Source organism: Microbulbifer halophilus, from assembly GCF_026183675.1.
Taxonomy (GTDB): Bacteria; Pseudomonadota; Gammaproteobacteria; order Pseudomonadales; family Cellvibrionaceae; genus Microbulbifer; species Microbulbifer halophilus.
In genome coordinates this window covers 1-22,410 of record NZ_JAPIVK010000041.1, presented here as the reverse complement: position 1 = coordinate 22,410, position 22,410 = coordinate 1, and the positions used below count along the sequence as shown (strand labels likewise).

At 64.8% G+C, this 22,410-nt stretch carries 3 protein-coding genes; all 3 read left to right on the top strand.

Features of this window, described 5'->3' with window-relative positions; genetic code table 11:
• The gene (locus OQE62_RS16810) at positions 1-10,044 is read left to right on the top strand and encodes a non-ribosomal peptide synthetase (RefSeq protein WP_265723206.1); all 10,044 of its coding nucleotides are present in this window, start codon (positions 1-3) and stop codon (positions 10,042-10,044) included.
• Positions 10,045-10,192: 148 nt separating this feature from the next.
• A complete protein-coding gene (locus OQE62_RS16805) occupies positions 10,193-18,379 on the top strand; it encodes a non-ribosomal peptide synthetase (RefSeq protein ID WP_265723205.1) in 8,187 nt (2,728 codons plus the stop codon).
• Positions 18,376-22,410, top strand: a 4,035-nt coding sequence (locus OQE62_RS16800) for an amino acid adenylation domain-containing protein (RefSeq protein ID WP_265723204.1), incomplete at its 3' end; no start/stop codon positions are given. The genes OQE62_RS16805 and OQE62_RS16800, both read left to right, overlap by 4 nt.

Sequence of the window (22,410 nt, the reverse complement as noted above, 5' to 3'; positions counted from 1 at the left end):
ATGGACTCCAGTGATACCTCTACGCCGACGCTGTCACCCAAACAGAGACTGGCCGCCGAGCTTCGACAGCGGCGCGAGCGCCGCGCCGATGCCGGCGCCTCGATCCAGGCGTCGGAGCGCACACACTACCGGTTGTCGCCCCAGCAGCGCAGACTTTGGTTTCTGGAGCAGGTGGACGGCCCCAACAGCGCCTACACCATGGCCACGGCGTTGCACCTGCGTGGCTGTCTGGACACGCCTTCTCTCGCTCGCGCGGTGAGGGACCTTTGCCGGCGACACAGGGTTTTGGACAGCATTGTGGAGCTGGTGGACGGAGAACCGATGCAACGGCCCCTGGACCGGTCGCCGGCATTGCGCGTGATCGATCTTGCGGGCTTGCCCGAGAAGGTGAGTGCGCGTGCGCTGGAGGCGATAAAACACCAGGTGATCGCGCACCCGTTCCGGATGGATAGGGACGGCTTCCTGAGAGCCGATATGGTGGTGACTGCTTCCGATGAAAGCATCCTGTTGCTGACGATGCACCATGTCGCCGCGGACGGCTGGTCGCTAAACCTGCTGGTGCGCGATCTACTCACCCTGTATCAGGCCGGGATCGATTCGGAGATCGCACAATTGCCGCCCCTGCAGATTCAGTACGGCGATTATGCGGAGTGGCTGCACGGGCGCAAGAACCTCCAAGAGAGTGACGTTCTGTACTGGAAGGCGCGCCTTGAGGGCGCGCCCCCCCTGCTCGAATTGCCCTGTGACCGGTCGCGGCCGGCCGTTCCGACGCGTGCGGGCGAATGCGTTGTCGACAGGTTTCCCGCAAAGCTGCGAGACAGAGTCCAGGCATTCGCCAGCGATAGGGAGGTGACTGTCTTCGCAGTGCTGACAGCGGCATTTGGCGCGCTCATGGCCCGCCTTGCGGGCTGTGAAGAGGTTGTCCTTGGAACCCCCCTGGCAAACCGCGATCGCGCCGAGTTGGCGCAGATGATTGGTTTCTTCGCCAATTCGGTCCCGCTGCGATTGCGCACCCGGCCGGGCCAGGACGCCGCTACCTTGGTCCGGGACACACAGGCGACGCTGCTGGAAGCCCTGGACCATGCGAGCGCGCCATTGGAAGCTGTGGTCGAATCCCTGGCCCTACCGCGAAGCCTGGCGCACGCGCCCATCTTTCAGGTCATGTTCGGCCTCAACAATGCGACCGAACTACCGGACACGGTGGAGCTCCCGCAACTCAGTGCCTCTATCGAGCCGTTGCCGGTCGCGGGAGCCAAGTTCGACCTCAGTGTGTCCTACAACGAGACCGGGTCCGGACTGGTCGGTTATTGGGAGTTCAGCCGGGACCTCTTTGACCGCGGGACCATAGAAGCCTTCAGGCGGCGCTACCTGATGTTGATCGATCGGATGCTCGACATGCCGGAATGCCCGGTGCTGGAGCTTCCACTTGTGGCCGAGGAGGAAGGGGGGCGGCTGCGAGAGTGGTCGTGTGGACCTGTGGCACCGAGCGTTGTGCATCCGCTTGCCGACTTTTCTGCCTGTGTCAAGGCGCGTCCGGATTCGATTGCGGTCACTGCCGGTGACAACTGCCTGAGCTATGCACAACTCGATCGCAGCGCCCGACGGATCGCGTCTGGCCTGCGGCGTCAGGGCTCCGGGCCGGGCAGGACGGTCGCCGTGATCCTCGAGCGGGACCAGTGGTTGCCGGCGATGCTTCTTGCAGTCTGGATGACCGGGGCGGCTTACGTTCCGATCGATCCGCGTCTCCCCGCCCGTCGCGTAGGTGCGATTGTGGAAGACAGCGGCGCCTGCGCACTGATCGCCTCGCGCCCCTTCGCCGATATGCCCGATCCGATAACCATCGATACATTGTCGGACACTGCGCCGCTGCCGGGCTATAGCGAGAAAGGGCAGACGCAACTGGCACCGGCCTATGTCATTTATACCTCGGGGACCACCGGAAAACCGAAGGGCGTGGTGGTCGATTTCGCGGCTTTGGCAAACCTTCTGGCCTGGCATGCCGGGGAGTTTTCGCTGGACAGCTCCTCGCGAGCCAGCGTGCTGGCCGGCGTTGGCTTCGATGCGCTGGGTTGGGAACTATGGCCAAACCTGTTGCATGGCGGCGGCGTTGAAATGGTCGATCAGCAAACGCTGGAAATGCCATCGCACCTGGTCGCTTTTCTCGCCGAACGCTGCATTACCCATTGCTTCATGCCGACGCCCCTGGCAGAGCTGGTGGGCGCTCGCCTGGACCGGGTCCGCCATCTCCAGACGCTTCTGGTCGGTGGGGATCGCCTGTCGCGATTGCGAGATGGCACACCCTATCGCCTGGTGAACAACTACGGTCCCACCGAGGCCACTGTCGTCAGTACATCGGGAGACGTGGATGCCGGGCAGGGGCGCGCGCCGTCCATCGGTCGTCCTATCGCGGGACTCTCCGCCCATGTACTGGATGCGGCCATGGGGCCGCAACCGGTTGGCGTGGTCGGCGAACTCTATGTCGGGGGGATCGGCCTGGCACAGTGCTATCTGGCGCAGCCGGAATTGACTGCGAAATCTTTCCTCCCCGATCCCTTCGCCGGGATTCCCGGTGCGCGCCTGTATCGAACGGGGGATCTGGTGCGCTGGCGCAGCGATGGCAGTATGGAGTTCGTGGGTCGGGCCGATACGCAGATCAAGCTGCGCGGTTTCCGCATCGAAGCGGGCGAAATAGAAAGCCAATTGATGGCCGTGCCATCGGTAGCACAGGCCTCGGTTCGCCTCCTCACCGACCCTGTGGGCCAGCGGCAACTGGTGGCTTATTTCGCTGGTGACCAGGGCACTTCCACTGAGGCTCTGCGCCAGCATCTGGAGGCATCTCTGCCGGACTATATGCTACCGAGCCTGTTCATGCAGCTCGACGAGATGCCCTTGACCGCGAATGGAAAGCTGGACTACGACCGTTTTCCCGAACCTCTGTGGTCGAGCCGGGGGCGCGAGGAGCAGACACCACCGAAAGGGGTGACGGAGGTGGCGGTCGCCGAGCTCTGGAGCGAGCTTTTGGGCGTATCCGGAATCGGCCGGGAGGACACATTTTTCGAACTCGGCGGGCATTCTATGCTCGCCGCGAAGATGCTCGACATCACCCGCGAGCGCTTCGGCACGGCGCCCTCGCTGAAGGACCTTTGGGCGCATCCCGCGGTAGCCGCATTCGCGGCGCATATCGACAAACTGGCGCAATCGGGTAAGAGCGCGCGCGATGAAGATGCCTTGCCCCGGATCGCGCACGACGCTGCACGGCGCTATGAGCCATTCCCCTTGACCGATATCCAGCAAGCCTACTGGTTGGGCCGCTCGGATGCGTTTGAGATCGGCAATGTTGCCGCGCATGCCTACTCCGAACATGAGCTGCATGCCGGCGAGTTTTCCATCGAGCTTTTCGAAGATGCAGTGAATCGGCTGATCGATCGGCACGACGTGCTGCGCATGATCGTTCAGGACGACGGGCTCCAGCGTACCCTGCGCGGGCCGGGTCGCTATCTGGTACCGTTCAGGGATCTGCGCGAGCTCGATCCGGCTGCACGCGAAGCGGCGCTGCTGACAACTCGCGAGGAGATGTCCCACCATGTTTTCGACCCGAAGCGATGGCCCCTGTTCGATCTGCGGGTCGATCGTATCGCCGCGGATCACTACAGGCTCTATTGGAGTTTCGACGGGCTGGTGCTGGACGGGTTCAGTCAACAGATTCTGGTCGGCGAGCTGATGACGCTACTGTTCGAGCCCAATGCGTCTCTGCCGCCGCTGTCAATCAACTTCCGCGACTATGTGGTGGGGCTCGAAGCGCTTCGTAAAACGGATGCCTACCGGCGTTCCGAAGCCTATTGGATGGAACAGTTGGAGACCTTTCCGGGGGCGCCGGAACTACCCTTGGCGATGGATCCGTCGCGAGTCCGCTTCCCTCGCTTCGTGCGACGCGAGTTCTGTCTTCCGGCCGCGCAATGGAAAGAAATCAAGCGTGTCGCAGGGGAGTGGGGTATCACTGCCTCCGGCGTATTGTTGCGCGCCTTCGCCGATGTGTTGCAGTGTTGGAGCAAGACGCCGGATTTTGCGCTCAACCTTACGACATTCAACCGGCTTCCATTGCACCCTGAAGTTGACCGCCTGCTTGGAGATTTTACCTCGCTGACGCTGCTGCGGACCGAGTTCATTTCCGGTGTCGGGTTCGGTGAGCGTGCCCAAGCACTGCAGCAGCGGCTCTGGGACGATCTGGAGCACCGTTACTTCGATGGCACCGAACTGATCCGCGAGCTGCGCCGTCACCGGGGGGACAGCGTCGGCATGCCGATTGTGTTCAGCAGCATGCTCGGCATGGAAATGGACTCCGCTCCCGCCGATCCGAATTCGCGGCAGGACGAGGCGGCAACCCAACGCGGATTCGCTGTGTCTCAGACCTCGCAGGTGTGGATCGACCATCAGGTGAGCGAGCTGGACGGCGCCCTCTATACCGCCTGGGATGTAGTGGACGCGCTGTTTCCGACCGGGATGCTGGATGCGATGCTGGATACCTATCGAGGCCTTCTCGAGCGCCTGGCCACGGAGAGGGCGGCCTGGACGGAGGTGTCGAGCCTCCCCCTGCCGCCGGCTCAGCGGGTTGCGCGGCGGGCGGCGAACAGCACATCCGCACCCTGGACCGGGACGCTGTTACACGCCGGATTGGAGGCCCGGGCGGCGTGTGCACCGGAGGCGCTGGCGGTCTGGTCGAGTGCGCGTCAGCTCAGCTACGGACAATTGCGCAAGCTGGCACGGCACTATGGACACGCCTTGCGCAGTGCCGGTGCACAGCCGGGTGAACTGGTTGGCGTGGTAATGCGCAAGGGCTGGGAGCAGGTGGTTGCCGTGCAGGCAGTGCTTGAGTCAGGTGCGGCCTACCTTCCGATCGACGCGGACCTGCCCGCTGCACGGATCGAACAGTTGCTGGATTTGGGAGAGGTGAAGCGGGTCCTGACGCAGCCGGGCCCGGAAGCGGAAGTGGCCTGGCCGGGCACTCCGAGGCGCTGGGTGGTGAACGCCGATGCGCTGGCGGCGGAAGAACTACCAGCGCTGTCGCCGGTGCAGACCCTGGAGACGCTGGCGTATGTAATCTTTACCTCGGGATCGACCGGTCGGCCAAAGGGCGTAATGATTGATCATCGCGGGTCGCGCAATACCATCGACAGCATCAACGCCATGCTGGAGGTCGGGTCCGACGACCGGGTGTTGGCGGTCTCGTCGTTGAGCTTCGACCTGTCGGTGTACGACCTCTTCGGCCTGCTGTCGGCCGGTGGCACGGTGGTCATTCCAGATGTAGAACTGGAGAAGGACCCGGCCCACTGGTCGCGGTTGCTGTCGTCGGCCGGGGTGACAGTCTGGAACACCGTGCCGGCACTGATGCAGTTGCTGGTGGAGTACCACGAGCAGCGGGAGCTGCCGCTGTCGGACACCTTGCGGGAAGTGATGCTGTCCGGCGATTGGATTCCGGTAGGCCTGCCGGATCGGATCAAGGCGCTGGCACCGCAGGTAAGGGTCAGGAGCCTCGGGGGAGCGACGGAGGCGTCGATCTGGTCGATCCACTACTTGATCGACCGGGTGGACCCGGCCTGGACGAGTATTCCCTATGGCTATCCCCTGGCGAACCAGAGCTACCAGGTGCTCAAGGAGGACTTATCGCCCTGCCCGGACTGGGTGCCGGGCGACCTGTACATCGGCGGAATCGGGTTGGCACAGGGATACTGGCGCGACGCCGAAAAGACGGCAGCCTCCTTTGTAACCGTGGCGGGGGAGCGGCTGTACCGGACGGGGGATCTGGGCCGCTATCTCCCCGACGGCAGCATCGAGTTCCTGGGCCGGGAGGACAGTCAGGTCAAGGTGCAGGGCTACCGTGTGGAACTCGGCGAGATCGAGGTGGCCCTGTTGCGCCAGCCACTGGTCCGCGAGGCGGTGGTGGCGGCACTGGGCGAAGCGGCGCACCACAAACGGCTCGTGGGTTATGTGGTGCTGGAATCGGGACCGGGGGGAGGCCCGGCGCCGGCGGAGCAGGCGCTGTTCAAACTGAGTCGACCCGGCCTGCGTGTGGTGGCAGATGCGGGGATCGACTTGCCGCGGCCGGCGGATGCCCTGGGTCTGTCCTGGGCACTGCCGCAAGGCGGTGGCCAAGCGCCGGGATTTTCGGCACTAGCCAATTGGCTCGGGGCCTTGCGAGCGACGCCGGTTGAGGAGGCACCACTGCCAAAGTACTTCTACCCGTCATCGGGCAGCCTGAATCCGATTCGGGCCTATCTGGAAGTGGGCGAGGGGCTGGCGGAACTGCCGCGAGGCGTCTATTACTACGATCCAGTGGATCATCGCCTGCAGCGGATCGGGGATGGCGGCGCGGCGGGCATGCGCTTGCACCTGGTGGCGGCGCAGCAGGCGGTCGAGCCGCTGTACGGGGCCGAAGGCGTGCAGCTGTGCCAACTCGAAGCGGGTTATGTATTGGCGTTGCTACAGCTGGCGGCCCCGGTGCAGGGAATTGACGTAAGGGTTGTGGAAACGGACGCGCCCGAGGCGGAGCGGTTGGGTTTGGAGGAGACGGAGCAGCTTCTTACAAGCCTGACACTGGCGGCGACTCAGGTACGGCCGGCGGATTTACAGCTGGAGTTGTTCGAGCGTCAGAGCTACCGGCGTTTTGCCGGACGGGAGCTGACGACAGACCAGTTCGAGGCCCTGCTCTCGGCGCTGGAGTCGCCGGCGGGCCTGACCTGGTATGCGCAGGCGACACCGGGCAGTGTAGAGGGGTTGCGGGCCGGGTACTATCTGCTGGAGCCCGCCACAGGCAGGTGCCGGCTGCTGGAGGCGAGCGACGAGGTGCCGCGGGAGCGCTATGCAGGCGCGGCGGGGGCAGCCTACGCGCAAAACGCCTTGGCAATCTATGCCGTGGGAACACCGGAGCCGGGCCTGCGCCTGGCCAGCGGCATGCAGGGCCAGCGGCTTTCGGTGGCGGGCGTGAAGGAGGCCGTGGGTGTGTGCCCGATCGGCGGCTTCAAGGCACCGGGGCTAGCGCAACGGCTGGGGGCGGAGGATGGCGCAGAGGTGGTGCATAGCTGGTTGCTGGGCGCCATCGACGTCGAGCAGACGCGGCGCTGGGAACAGGAACCTGCGCCGGCGTCGCCGATGGAGCAGTTGCGGGAAGCGCTGGCCGAGACTCTGCCCGGATATATGGTGCCGAGTACCCTGGTACCCCTGGAGCGAATTCCGTTGACACCGAACGGGAAGGTGGACAGGCGAGCGCTGCCCGCGCCGGCGGAGCCGTTACAGCGCCGGCAGTTGAGACCGCCGCGGACCCGACTGGAGGAGACCCTGGTAGCGATCTGGCGCGAGGTGCTGGGTTTGGAGGAGGTCGGGATCGACGACCACTTCTTCGAGATCGGCGGGGATTCCGTGCATTTGGTTCAGATGCAGACACGCTTGCGCTCCAGTCTGGGGGCGGACGTGTCGCTGCGCGAACTCTATGCGCACCCCGAGCTCGCAGAGCTTGCAGTGCAGCTGGAGAGGCGCACCGCCGTGCCGCAGCGCACCTCGGCTGGACCGGAGACAGGTACTGTACCTTTGCGCCGGAGCAGGCATCTGCCTGTGAAGGGGCCACATCCGCTTTCGGCTGCGCAGTACAGGATCTGGTTTGCGGACCGGATCGAGGGCAGCAATGTCCTGTTCAACTTTCCCTCTCTGCTCCATTTCGAAAGTGTGGTGGGCGTGGATATGTTACGCCCTGTATTCGAAACCGTGATTCGACGACACCTGGTCCTGACAGCCAGATTCGAAGAAGAGGATGGGCAGCCCTTCCAGTATTTCGAGCCGGACTTGGTCGTCAGGATTCCTGTCATCGATCTCGAAAGCCTTCCGGATGATTGCACGGCTGCCGAGCTGGAGCGCCTGCGCATCGAAGAGTCGCGACGAACTTTCAACCTTTCAACGGGGCCGTTGTTCCATATCCAGCAGGTGCGTTGTGGTCCGTCGCAAAGCCAGTTGTTCCTGAACAAGCACCATATCGTTTCCGACGGGTGGTCGGGAGCGATCTTCATTCGCGAACTCCTGGAATGTTTTGCAGCGGCGGCGAACGACCGGCCCGCCAATCTGCCACCTTTGGAAATTCAATACAGCGATTTCGTGTACTGGCAGCAAGAGCGGCTCGCGATGCCAGGGGCAGCAGAGTCTCTGGCTTGGTGGCAGCGCCGTCTGGCGGACCTGCCGACGCTGCGACTTCCACTGGATCGCGCGCGCCAGACACGTCGAGATAACCGCGGGCTGACAGTCTCGCGAATGATTGACGGCTCGCTGGTGGAGTCTTTGCGGGCCATCGGTCAGAAGGTGGGGGGCACACTGTTCGCCGTCCTGCTGGCGGCCTTCAAGCTGTTGTTGTCCCGCTACGACGGAAGACAGGATATCGTCGTGGGAACCTCGGCGGCATCGCGGCCTTCCCCGGAACTGGAACAACTGGTGGGGCTATTTGTCAATCAGCTGGCTCTGCGCACGAGCCTCGAGGGCAATCCCAGCTTTTCCGAACTCGTCAGGCGAGTGTCGCAGACGACCACCGATGCGCTCGCCCATCAGGAAGTGCCTTTCGATCGCGTCGTCGCAGCGGCCGCGCCCTCGCGCGAGCCGGGCCTCTCACCCCTGTTTCAAGTGCTATTTCTGCTCAACAATATGCCCAAGCAGGAGCTCGGTGAAGTGGCCGGCGTGTCGGTGCGAAGCCAACAGATCCATAGTGGTGCAGCGCGCTTCGACCTATCTTTGACACTCGAAGAGCAGGCCGACGGGTTTCGTGCCGAGTTCGAGTATCGCAGTGACATCTTCGACGATAGCACCGGGCAGACGCTGGCGGATCGCTACCTTGCCGTGCTGGCGCGGGCAGCGGACGCCGCCGACCGGCCGATTGCCGATATCGAGATCCATACAGATGCGGAAAGAGAAGAGAGGGCCGATCTCATGCGGAGACACAAAACGGGTTCACAGCGGTTCAGATCGGCCCGTCGCCAAGCCATAGACATCGGAAAACTGCAGTTGGTGCAGGAAAGTATGCTCGACGGCTATCCGGACTTTCCCCTGGTGTTCTCTCCCGCCACCAGCGGCGTAGAGCTCACGGAATGGGCAGCGAGCGAGCGAGAGTCGATCGAAAAGAAACTGCACCGCCACGGCGCCCTGTTGTTCAGGGGGTTTGGAATCGATTCTGTCGAGCGCTTCGAACGCTTCGCCTTGTCGGTTTGTCCGGACCTGGTCGGGGATTACGGCGATCTGCCCAAAGAAGTGAACAGTCGGAGGGTTTACAAGTCGACGCCCTACCCGGAAGACAAGACGATCCTGTTCCACAACGAAAGTTCACATACCCATCGCTGGCCGATGAAACAGTTCTTCGGATGCATACAGGCGGCGCAGAAGGGCGGCGAAACGCCGCTGGTCGACTGTAGGGAGCTCTACCGCAAGCTGGACCCCTCGATCGCGAACAAGTTGGCGTCGCAGGGTTTGCTTTACGTACGCAATTTCATCGAGGGGCTGGACGTGTCGTGGCAAGACTTTTTCCGCACCGACGACCGCGCCGCCGTCGAGGCGCAACTGCGCAGCCTCGGCACGGAGTTCGTCTGGACTGGCGAGAACAACTTGCGAATCCGCCAGCCGGCCCAGGCCATCACCCGGCACCCCGGGACCGGCGAGCCGGTATTTTTCAACCAGATACAGTTGCACCACGTCGGCTATATGACCTCCTCCGAGCGCGATGCCTTGCGTGAGCTGTTCGCCGAAGAGGACTTGCCCCGCAATGTGTACTACGGCGATGGCAGCGAGATCGAAACCGAAGTGACAGAAGCGATCGACCGCCTTTATCGCGAGAACGCGGTCGCCTTTCCCTGGCAGCAGGGAGACGTCCTCATGGTCGACAACATGCTGGTCGCGCATGGCCGATATCCCTTTTCCGGGCCGCGCAAAGTGATCGTAGCAATGGGTGAAATGACGAATGCCTCGGATCTCGCCCATCTCGATCGGGAGGCTGAAGAGTCTGGGTGTGCCTATGACAACTAATGGCGAGGCATTTGAACTGTCGCCACACCAAGCGCGCTTGTGGCGATTGACCCGCGGTGCCGGCATCCCGAGAACATGCTGCGTGGTTCGGCCGTCAGTTTTCCCGGAGCAGGCGTGGCTTCGAGAGCGTTTCAACAGGCTGACGGAAGTGCACGAGCTCCTGCGTACGTCCTTCCCGCGTTCGGCCGGCATGCCGGAGCCGCTGCAGTTGGTGGGGAAGGCTGTCGGAAGACTGCGATTCGACAGTTGCGATGCCCCCACTGCCTCGCTCGCGGTGGACGACCTCGAGTGTCTTTACAAGGCACCGGTGCCGAAGACACACAGCCCCGACACAGGGCTGGAAGTCGTGGGATTGCGAGCGCGAGACGGCACCGGACTACTGTTGCTTTCGGCAGACGCGATGCTTGCCGACGGCCCCGGACTGCTGAGATTGGCGGCGGCACTTTGCGACAGGGCAGCGACGGTGCCAGAGCCGTTGCAGTACATCGACGTGGCCGCCGGGTACAAAGAGATTGCGGAGGGAGTATTTGCCAGGGAAGGAAGCGACTTCTGGACACGGAGGTTGGCGGAGCTTCCGCCGTCGCCGCGGCTGGCGTACGCGCGGGCCGGATCGGACGGCTGGCGCCGGGATGCGGTCGAGGCGGATCTGGACATTGCGACGGCCTCGTCGCTGAGCGGAATGGGCGAAGATGCCGAGCCTCTCCTGCTGGCGGCCTGGGCGCTGTTGTTGCGGCGCGCCACGCGCGCAGAGGGTGCACTGGCGCTATCGGTAGCGAACGATGCGCGCCGCGATGCCGAACTGGCGGACACCATTGGACCGCTGACGCGGTACCTCCCTCTCGTGGTAAACACCGATCCAAGGCAACCCATCGCATCACTGGTCTCAGAGGTGCGTTCGCAGCTGGCGAGCGTGCGGGAATGGGAGGACTACCTGCCCGTGGATGCCCTGGGACAGGATGGCGCGCCGGGCTATCTGGCCTACGGTTTCGCCTTGACGACTGTGCCCGAGGGTGTTCCGGAAGTGCTGCGGTACTCGGCGCAGGACGAGCCTTGTCAGGTGCGATTGACGGTACTGGTCCAGGGGCCGATCTGGCGTTTGAGCCTGGGGTTCGATGCCGAGGGATTCCCGGAGGCGTCGATGTCGGCACTGCTGACGCAGTATCAGGAGCTGTTGAAGGCGACCCTGGCGGCACCGCAGGCGGTCCTGGGCGAGTTGTCACACCTGGGGGAGGCAGAGCGGTCGCGGCTGACCGGCGTTGCGGAGCCGGCACCGGAGCCTGTGCAGACGGTGCCGCAGATGTTTGCCGAAGCGGTGCGGCGCCGCGGCGACCACCCAGCGCTGAGCGGGGAAGCGGGCGAATGGACCTACGAGGCGCTGGATGCGGCCTCGAACCGGTTGGCACACCGGCTGCTGGCCGAAGGCGTGGGCCCGGAATCGCGCGTGGCGGTGTGTCTGGACCGTACTCCTGGCTGGATTCTGGCGTTGCTCGCCACGCTGAAGGCGGGTGGGGTCTATGTGCCCATAGACCCGGAGTTCCATCCCGAGCGCATCCGTTTCATGTTGGCCGATGCCGATTGCGCAGTGTGGTTGAGCGATACCGATCATGCGCCGAGGCTGGGGCAGGCAGACACCCGGCTGTTGCTGCTCGATGATCTCGACGCACTGCTGTCGGAGTATCCGCAGACAGCGCCCGGGGTGGAAGTGGATCCGCGGCAACTGGCCTACCTGATTTACACCTCCGGTTCCACGGGGCAACCGAAGGGTGTGGGCGTGCCGCACTCGGCGGTGCAGGCCTATGTGGAAGGTGTCTTGCCCCGGTTGAGGCTTGCAGAGGACGCGGAACTGCTGTCACTGGCGACCATCGGCGCGGACCTGGGACATACCGCACTGTTCGGCGCCCTGTGCAGCGGACGCTGTCTGCGGCTGATGGATGCGGACGCGGCCCTGGACACAAACCGGCTGGCGGCGCTGCTGGCGGCCAGGCCGGTAGACTGTCTGAAGATAGTGCCAACACATTTGCAGGCGCTGTTATCGGTCGATGCGCCGGAGCGTTTGCTGCCGCGCCAATGCCTGGTGGTTGGCGGTGAGGCGCTGGAGGCGGGCCTGGTCGAGCGCGTGCGGAGATTGGCGCCGGACTGCCGGATAGTGAACCACTATGGGCCGACGGAGACGACGGTGGGGATCGCCACGCACGCGGTAGAGGAGAAAGACGGCGCGGTGCCGCCGATCGGCCGGGTGTTGCCCGGCAGCCGGGGGAGGGTGCTGGATGCGGCCTGGGATCTGGCCGGGACGGGGATTCCCGGAGAGTTGGCAATTGGTGGCGCGGCCCTGGCGCGCGGCTACTGGCGCCGCCCGGACCTGACGGCGGAGCGCTTCTTGCCCGACCCGCTATCGCGGGAGGCGGGTAGTCGCGTCTACCGGACCGGCGATCTGGCTGATAGTCGAGACGGCGTGCTGCATTTTCATGGCCGCATCGACCACCAGGTAAAGATTCGCGGTTACCGGGTAGAGCTGGGCGAGATCGAAGCGGTGTTGTGCGAGCACCCGGCCGTGGATGCGGCCTGCGTGGCGGCTCAGCCCGGCGAGCAGCTGGCGGGCTATGTAGTGGGGCAGGGCGAGCTGGACTTCGAGGCGCTGAAGGACTGGCTGCGGGCGCGCCTGCCGGAATACATGGTGCCGTCCCGGTGGCGGGAGATGCGCCAGTTGCCGCTCAATCGCAACGGCAAGGTGGATCGCCAGGCCCTACCGGAGATTGCCGCCGACCTCGATCGCCGGACGGCGTACGTGGCGCCGCGCAATGAACTGGAGCGACAGCTGGCCGACCTGTGGCAGGCGGTGCTCGGGGTCGAGCGCGTCGGTGTGGAGGATAACTTCTTCGAACTCGGCGGCGATTCAATTATTGCCATTCAGATAGCGGCGCGGGTGAACCGCACCGGCTTTGCGCTGCAGCCCAAGCGCATTTTTCAAGCACAGACCATTGCCGCCATCGCGGAAGGTCTCGAGCGGACCCGACAAGACGACGCACCGGCGCACGGTCGGGAGAGCGGACGGATGGCGTTGCTGCCGAGTCAGTCCCGTTTCTTCGAACTGCATCCCGATGGTCTGGATCATTTCAACCAAGCGGTCTATATGAAAAGCAACACCGCGCTGCATTGGCCGGCGTTGCGGGCGGCCCTGCAGGCGGTGTACAGCCGACACCATGCGCTGAACTCGCACTTTGTGCGCGATACGGCGGGCAACTGGTGGCAGGATATCGATGCCGAACCCAGTCCGCCGTTGCCATTGTTGGTCGACCTGTCCGCACTGCCGGCGAGCCGCCGAAAGATGGCAAAAGAAGAAGCGGCCGCTGCGGCGCAGGCTTCACTGCGGGTGGAAGAGGGCCTGCTGAGCCGCCTGCTCGTCTTCCGCGAAGACGAGGTGGAAGGTCCGGCGCGATTGCTATGGCTCTTCCATCATCTCGTCGTGGATGGCGTGTCCTGGCGCATCCTGCTGGAAGACATCAACATCGCCTATGCGCAGGTCGCGGAAGGTCAATCGCCGGTGCTTGGCGGCAGCAGCTCGCCGTTGTTGCACTGGTCGCAGGCCATGGCGCGCCACGCCGAAGCCGCTGTGGCGCAGGGCGAGGTCGAATGGTGGGAATCGGCAGTCGGCCCGCGTCCGGCGGACGCGGGCCAATACGCCAGCGGCGCCGTGGCGACGACGGCGGTCGAACTCGATTCTTCCACCACTGCCACCTTGCTGAGAAAATTGCCGCGCGCTTTCAATACCGAGATCAACCACGCGCTGCTGACCGCCCTGGCGCTGGCTTTTCAACGCTGGAACGGCACTGAGCAGCTACTCGTGGAGCTTGAAGGCCACGGCCGCGAGGCGATCGACGCGTCTCTCGATACCACTGCGACGGTGGGCTGGTTCACCGCGCGTTATCCCATACGCCTGCCGGCGGCGACCGCGTTCGAGCCCGGGCGGCTGCTCGCCGCAGTAAAGGACGCACTGATGGCGGTGCCCGAGCGCGGCCTGGGTTACGGCGCCTTGCGCTATTGCAGTGCCGACGACGGGGTGCGCGAACGCATGAGATCCCTCGCTGAGGCCGAGGTCAGCTTCAACTATATGGGGCAGTTCGGGCGCGGCGGGGAAGGCGACGACCTCGCCTTTGACGTGGTACCGACCAAAGTCGGGCATCTGCACGGCGCCGGCGTCCGGCGAGCGCAACCCTTGGCGATCAGCGGAACCGTCGCCGATGCATGTCTGGCGCTAGAGATCACCCACGACGAAGCCTACTGCAGCCGCGCCGAAGCAGATCGCCTGGGCGAATTGATCCGGGAAGCCCTGCGCGAGCTCGCCGAGTTCGCCGGTCGCGATGGGCAGCCCGGCTGTACGCCGTCCGACTACCCCGGCTGCGAGTTGGACCAGGACGAGTTGCAGCGCATTCTCGCCCTGCACGGCGGGCGCGATCGGGTCGAATCCATCTATCCTGTCTCGCCGCTTCAGCACGGCATGCTGTTCGAAACAATGCTGCACCCGGGCACCGGGGTGAACATGCTTCAGTTGGATCTCGCAGTCACAGGCTCACTCGACGCGGCAGCGATGCGTCTTGCCTGGAATGACGTGGCCGCGCGCCACCCCATTCTCCGCACAGTCTTCCACAGCCTGGACAGCGAGCATCCGCGTCAGATAGTGCTGAGCGACGCGGCGCTGGACTGGGACGAGCAGGACCTGAGCGCCCTGGATTCCGATGAACAGACCCGGCGCGGCGACGGGATCATGGAAGAGGATCGCACGGCTGCCGTGGACATGGGCAAGCAGGTGATGTCGCGGGTTCGCTTGCTGCGGCTGGGCGAGGGCCATTACCGCATGTTGTGGACGCGCCACCACGCCTTGGTGGACGGCTGGTCCAGCGCGATAGTGCTGCGCGAGCTGATGGAGTCATACGCGCAGCGCAGTATGGGCGAAGTGCCCGGGCTGCCCGCCGCACGCTCCTATGGAGATTACGTGGGCTGGATGCGGCGCAGGCAGCAAACGGATGACGCCGAGGGGTATTGGCGCAACCATCTGTCCGGCTTCTCGCAACCCACCCGCGCCGGGGCGCAGACCGATTGGCATCGCTCGCTGTCCCGCGATACGGCAGTCGAGCACCAGGTGCCGGTACCTGTGTCCCTGGTCGATGCGTTGCGCGATTTTGCCCGCCGCGAACAGCTCACCGTCGGTTGCGTCTATCAAGCGGCATGGGGATTGGTGTTGGCCGCGCGCGAGGGCCGCGACGATATCGTTTACGGCACAGTGGTGTCGGGGCGTCCGGCCGAGCTCGACGGCGTGGAAACCATCGTCGGGCCCTTGATCAATACCCTGCCGCTGCGCCTGCGCCCGCCGCGCGGCGGGGCCAGCGCCGAGTGGCTGCGCAGTATCCAAACCCAGTTGCTCGAACACGATGCCAACAGCCACTTGCCCTTGCCGCAAATCCAGAAGCAAAGCGGCGTGGCGGACGGCGAGCCGCTGTTCGCGTCGCTACTGGTGGTGCAGAACTTTATCACCGACACCCAGCGCCGCGACATAGAGCAAGATCGCAAACGGCTGGGTGTGCACCTGGAACCGGCGCCGACCGCTTACAAGATCAGCTATCCGCTGACCCTGTTCGTGGCCCTGGGTGGAGAAGACTCCCTGCGCCTGTGCTACGACCCGGGCCAGTTTACGCGGGAAGCGATTGCCGAAATCGCCTCTGAAATGATCGATGCACTCGCCCGGCTCGTCGACGGCGAAGTGCCGGTTGCGCCCGCGCCAGCGACCGCCACAGGCCCGCAATCGATGGACTTCCACCATATCGGCGTGGCCTGCGCCGATATGGACTCCGGCATTGCCTACGTCCGCTCGCAGTTTCAGATCCAGGAGATCAGTGAAACGGTTTACGACCCGCTGCAGGACGCCACCCTATGCCTGATTGCCATCCAGGGCGGCACGCGCATCGAACTGGTCTCGGGCGCTCAGGTGGCGGGGTTGTTGGCGCGAGGTATCACGCTGTATCACACTTGCTACGAGGTCGATGATCTCGCAGCAGCCATGGAGGGGGCCCTGGCCAGTGGCGGCACCCTGGTTGCCGAACCCAAACCCGCGGTGCTGTTTGACAATCGGCGCGTGGCCTTTGTGCAGACTCCCCTCGGACTGGTGGAGTTCCTCGAACGCCAGGCGAGCGTCACCGGCGCCGCTGTTTCCGCGCCCACAGCCGATACCGTGGACACCTCCGCTTCGATGCGGCAGTTGGTGGTGGCCGGCACCTTCACGATCGACCCGATGCGCGAGGCGCTTGCGCATTTTGCTCAGTGGTCGGGTCTGCCGGCCCGCGTCGAACTGGCGCCCTATGCGCAACTGTTCCAGCAACTGGTGGACGCAGAAAGCCCGATGCGCCGCAACGAGTATGGGGCCAACCTCATGGTAGTGCGCCTGGAGGACTGGCTGGGTGACAGCCCGACGGCAGAGCCGGATGCCGCCACCCTCGAGGGCAATGTGGCGCAGTTCTGCGACGCGCTCACCGCTGCCGCCGCCGGCAGTGCCGTACCCTACCTGCTGTTGATCGCGCCGGTCTCGCCGCGTGTGCTGGCCTATCCCGATTTGAACTCTGTCTACCGCCATTGGGAACAGCGCCTGATCCAGCTGGCTGCGCAGCTCCCGGCTGTGCATCTGGTGGAGGGGCGCAAGGTCATCGAGAGCTTCAACCTGGCGGAGGGCTGGTTCGACGAGGACAGCGAGCAGCTGGCTCACCTGCCGTACAGCGCCGATGCCATGACCGGGCTCGCGGTCGGCGCCGTTCGCGCCTGGCACTCTGTGGAGCGGGCCCCGGCGAAGGTGGTGGTCGTCGACTGCGACCAGACGCTCTGGGGCGGCGTCTGCGCCGAGGTGGGCGCCGAAGGAGTGGTGCTTTCCCGGGCGCGACTGGAGCTCCAGGACCTGTTGGTCAAATTGTGTGAGGCCGGCCTACTCATTTGTCTGTGCAGCCGCAACGTCGAGAGCGACGTCATGGCGGTATTCGAAGGCCGCAGCGACATGCGGCTCAAGCGCGAGCACCTGACCAGCTGGCGCGTCAATTGGCAACCCAAGCCCGACAATCTTCGCGACATGGCGGCAGAATTTGGCCTGGGGCTGGACAGCTTCGTGTTTATCGACGACGACCCGGTTCAGTGCGCGCAGATGCGCAGCGCCTGTCCGTCGGTATTGACGCTGGAGTTGCCCGAGGACGAAGGGGCGATCATGCCCCTGCTTCGTCAGGTCTGGGCGCTGGATGTGCGACCGAGCAGCGAAGAAAGCCGCAGGCGTGGCGAAATGTACAGGCAGAATCGCGAGCGCACCATGGCGGCCTCCGCCGCACCGAGTCTGGCGGACTTCATCGATTCGCTGCAGTTGGATATCGACATCGACGACATAGGCGAAAGAGAAGTCGCCCGCGTCGCGGAGTTAACTCTGCGCACCAACCAGTTCAACCTCAGCGGCCAGCGGCGCACCGAAGCCGAACTGGACAGCCAGTTGCGCCTGGGCGAGCTGGGGGGCTTTTGCGTTCGCCTGCGCGACCGTTTTGGCGACTACGGCCTGATCGGCGCAGTGCTCTATCGCCGCAACGCAGAGGTGCTGGAAACGGATACTTTCCTGCTCAGCTGCCGCGCGCTGGGGCGTGGCGTCGAGCACGCCATGATCCGCGAATTGGGTCGTCGCGCGGCCGCACTGCACTCCAGCTCCATCGCGCTTCCGCTGGTAGCCAGCGAACGCAATGCGCCGGTGCGCAATTTTCTCGCTTCCGTCTTCGGCGAATTCGGGGATGGTGCGAGGGACACCCGCTATCTGGTGCCTGCGACGGCGGCGGCAGATCTGGTTTGGGACATCGAAGAGGCGCCCGAGCAGACGCCCGAGCCGGCTGTCTCTACAGCGTCGTCGGCTGAGGACAGAGTCCAGGTGCCATACGAAGCAATCGCCCGTGCGCTCACCGACATTGGCGGCGTTACCACCGAGTTGCAGCTGGCGGCCCTACCGGAGGGGCGCAAGTTGCGCCCCTACGAGCCGCCGAGTAATCCCGTCGAGCGCAAGCTTTGCGCCCTCTACGGCGAGTTACTCGGGATTGGCCGGGTGGGGATCAAGGACCATTTCTTCGAACTGGGCGGACACTCCATCTTGGCAACCCGCCTGGTGGCGGCATGCCAGCGCGAATTCGGGGTTGAATTGCCCTTGGTGCGCATTTTCGAAGTGCCGGTTGTGGAAGAGTTCGCCGGAGTGCTGCAAGCCCTGCAATGGGCGCGAACCTCCGCGGAAGAGGCTGAGGATGCTTTGGGCGAAGCGATGGAGGAAGGCGCGGTATGAAGTCTGCATTGTCATTGCTGACGGAATTCCAGGCGCTGGGCATCCGCCTGTGGGTCGATCGTCAGCAGCTGCGCTATCGCGCTCCCGAAGGGCGGATGACGCCGGATCTGCTGGATCGCCTGCGCGCGAACAAAGCCGATTTGATCGAATGCCTGTCGACATCGCCCGAGCCCAAGGGCGAGGAGCCCTTGCGCCACCTTGCCGACGCGCCGCTGCGGATGTCCTACGCCCAGGAACGGCTCTGGTTCCTGGACAAGCTCGCCGGCGGTTCGCCGCACTACAACATACTGTTCGGGCTTCGCCTTCGCGGTGTGCTGGACGCGGATGCCGTGCGCTCCGCCATCACCGCCATCGTAGAACGCCACCAGGTGCTCAGGACGCGCTACCCGGAAATCGACTGTGCGGTAGTTCCGGAATTGCGGCCGGTATCAGAGCTGGCGTTCTCCATCGAAGATGTGCCTTGCGAAGACGGCACGCCCGATGCCGAACAGTTCCTGATGGAGGAATCCGCTCACTGTTTCGATCTGGAGGCGATCAGCCCCTTCCGGGTGCGCTTGCTGCGCTTCGGTCCACGGGATCATGCGCTGTTGGTCAACATGCACCACATCCTGTCGGATGGATGGTCGCTGGGCGTGTTCGCGCGGGAGTTCGCGCATGGCTATGCTGCTTTCAGCCAGGGCGAAAGCAGGCAGTGGCCGGCCGAGTCCCTGCAGTACAGCGATTACGCGCATTGGCAGCGCGATACGCTCCGGCAGGATGCGTTCGCGCGTCAGATCGAGTACTGGCGCAATCGACTTGACGACCTGCCCGAGTTGCTGGATCTGCCGATCGACCACCCGCGCCCGCCGGTGCTGGGCAATCGGGGCGGATCAATTCGCGTCGAGATCCCCGCATCGCTGGCGGAGCGCCTGCGACGGATTGCACTGGATGAAGGCGCGACGCCGTTCATGTGTATGCTCGCCGGCTTCCAGGCGCTGCTGGCGCGCTGGTCGGGCCAACGCGACATAGCAGTGGGCTCTGCGGTCTCGGGACGCACCCGGGAAGAGCTGCACAATCTAATCGGCTTGTTTGTCAATACGCTAGTGCTGCGCAGCGAGGTCGCGCCGGAACTCACCTTCCGCGCGTTGCTGCGCGACGTAAAGCGGACGGTGCTGGAGGCGCAGGCTCATCAAGACGTGCCGTTCGAACAGGTGGTGGACGCAATGAAAGTCCAGCGCTCGCTCAGCCACACGCCGTTGTTCCAGGTGATGTTCCTGTTCGGCAGAGGCCAGTCGGACAAAGCTCCGTCGTGGCCGGGCATGGACGCGTCGCCGATCCAGCGCGAGACCAGTACCGCGAAGTTCGACTTGACGCTTTCCTTGGACGAGTCGCCCCAGAGCATCTCGGGATCATTCGAATACAACACGCAGCTATTCGAAGCCGGCAGCATCGAGCGACTGTCGGAGCTGTTCCTTCGATTGTTGGAGGGGCTGGCCGACGAGCCGGACCGCGCGCTGGGCGGGATCGATCTGCTTGGCGATACCGCGCGCACGCGCTTGCTCGAATGGGGACGCGGCGAGCCGGCGCGGACGCACGACCCCCGTCCGCTGCATGCCATTATCGCCGCCCACGCCCGCGCCATGCCCGATGCCATCGCTGTGGCTGACCGCCGCGGTCAGTTGAGCTACGGTGCGCTGGAGACCCAGGTCGCGCGCCTGGCGTGGCGCCTGCTCGAAGCCGGTCTCGGTGCGGAATCGCGTGTCGCCGTCTGTATGCGCCGCTCGAACGCGCTGCTCGTTGCGCTGCTCGCGGTGCATCGTTGCGGGGCGGCGTACGTCCCGATCGATGCGAGCTACCCGCCGGAGCGCATCGGCAACCTCATCGACGATGCCGGTGCGGCGATGGTTCTCACGCAGTCGTCCATGCGCGACGCCTTGCCAGCATCCGCTCCGGTCTGGTGCGTCGACGACGGCGTGGCCGATGCGCAGAGCCCTGAACTGACGGCCGATCCGAGCGCGGTCGCAGGTGACGATCTGGCTTATATTATCTACACCTCCGGTTCGACCGGACGGCCCAAGGGTGTGATGATCGCGCACCGTGGATTGATGAATTACCTGCATTGGGCCGCGGAAACCTATCGCGCCGACAGCGGTAGCGGCAGCCCAGCGCACTCGTCGATCGGTTTCGACGCCACCATCACCAGTCTGTTTCTGCCATTGATGGCCGGTAACCGTACCGTCCTGATCTCCGACGGCGACGAGTTGGCGGACCTCGCGCGCCAATTCCGCGAGGATGGCCACTGGACCCTGATGAAGATTACCCCCGCGCATCTCGAGGCACTGCAGGCGTTCCCGGAGTTCGCGGCGCCATCCGAGCGCGCATTGCGCTTCGTCGTCGGCGGTGAGGCGCTCAGCGCGACGCTCGTGCGGCAGTGGCGCGAGCGTCTGCCGCAGGCGGTGTTCGTCAATGAATACGGTCCGACCGAGACCGTCGTCGGCTGTGCGATCCATACAGTTGCGCCGTACGATCGTATCGGAGAGGGCAATGTGCCGATCGGTCGAGCCATCGCCGGCACCGCGTTGTACGTGCTGGACGCCCACCTGGAGCCGGTGCCGGTCAACAGCGTGGGCGAGTTGTACATTGGCGGCCTGGGTGTGGCTCGCGGCTATTGGTTGCAGCCGGACCTGACGGCGGAGCGCTTTTTGCCGGACCCCTTCTCGCGGGAGCCTGGTGGGCGCATGTACCGGACCGGCGACCGCGTGCGCTGGCTGGCGTACGGGGAACTGGACTATCTAGGCCGCCTGGACCATCAGGTAAAGCTGCGCGGCTACCGCATCGAACTGGGCGAGATCGAGTCGCGGCTGCGCGAGCAGGCCGGGGTGGGTCAGGCGCTGGTGCTGGTGCGCGAGGACGTGCCCGGCGACAAGCGCTTGGTGGCGTACGTGTCGGCGCAAGAGGGCGCGTCGCTGGATGGGGCTTCACTGAAGTTGTCGCTGTCGCGGCAACTGCCGGACTACATGGTGCCCACGGCGATCGTGGCGCTGGCGGAGTTTCCGCTGACGTCGAATGGGAAGATCGACCGCAAGGCGCTGCCGGCGCCGGAGCGCGAGTCGGACAGCGCGGCGTACGTGGCGCCGCGAACGCAGAGCGAAGCGGTGCTGGCGCAGTTGTGGAGCGAGTTGCTGGGCGTGGAGCGGGTGGGCGTGCACGACAACTTCTTCGCGCTGGGCGGGCATTCGCTGTTGGTGACGCGGATGATTTCGCAGCTGCGCAGCCGTCACGGCGGGGAAGTATCGATCCGGCAGGTGTTCGAGACACCGACAGTGACGGGGCTGGCGGCGGCGTGGTCGTCTGTGTCGGTGCCCGCGGTGCCGCCGCTGCGTCGTCGCGACGCGAACGAGGCGGCGCTGTCGTTCGCGCAGCAGCGGCTGTGGTTCCTGTGGCGGCTGGAAGGGCCGAGTGCGGCGTACAACATTCCCATGGGCCTGCGGTTACAGGGGGCGTTGTCGCTGCCCGCACTGACGTACAGCTTGCGCGAGGTGGTGCGACGGCACGAGGCGCTGCGCACAAGGTTCGTGGAGATGGACGGTGAGCCGGTGCAGGTGGTAGAGCCGGCGCTGTCGTTGTCGGTGCCGCTGCTGGACGTATCGGTGCTGCCGCCGGAGCAGCGCGAGGCGCAGGTGCGGGATTGGGCGCGGTGGAACGCGCAGACGGCGTTCGACCTGGAGCGTGCGCCGCTGCTACGCGTGATGGTGGTACGCGAGGGTCCGGACCGGCATACGCTGCTGCTATGTATGCACCACATCGTCTCGGACGGCTGGTCGATGGGCGTGCTGATGCGGGAGTTCGGGGCACTGTACGAGACGTACGCGGAAGGGGCGCCGGCATCACCGCTTGAGGAGTTGCCGATCCAGTACCCGGACTACGCGCAGTGGCAGCGCAATTGGTTGCGCGACGAGGCGCTGGAGTCTCAGGCCTCCTACTGGATCGAGGAACTGTCGGGGCTACCGGCGTTGCTGGAACTGCCGACGGACCGGGTGCGCCCGGCGCAG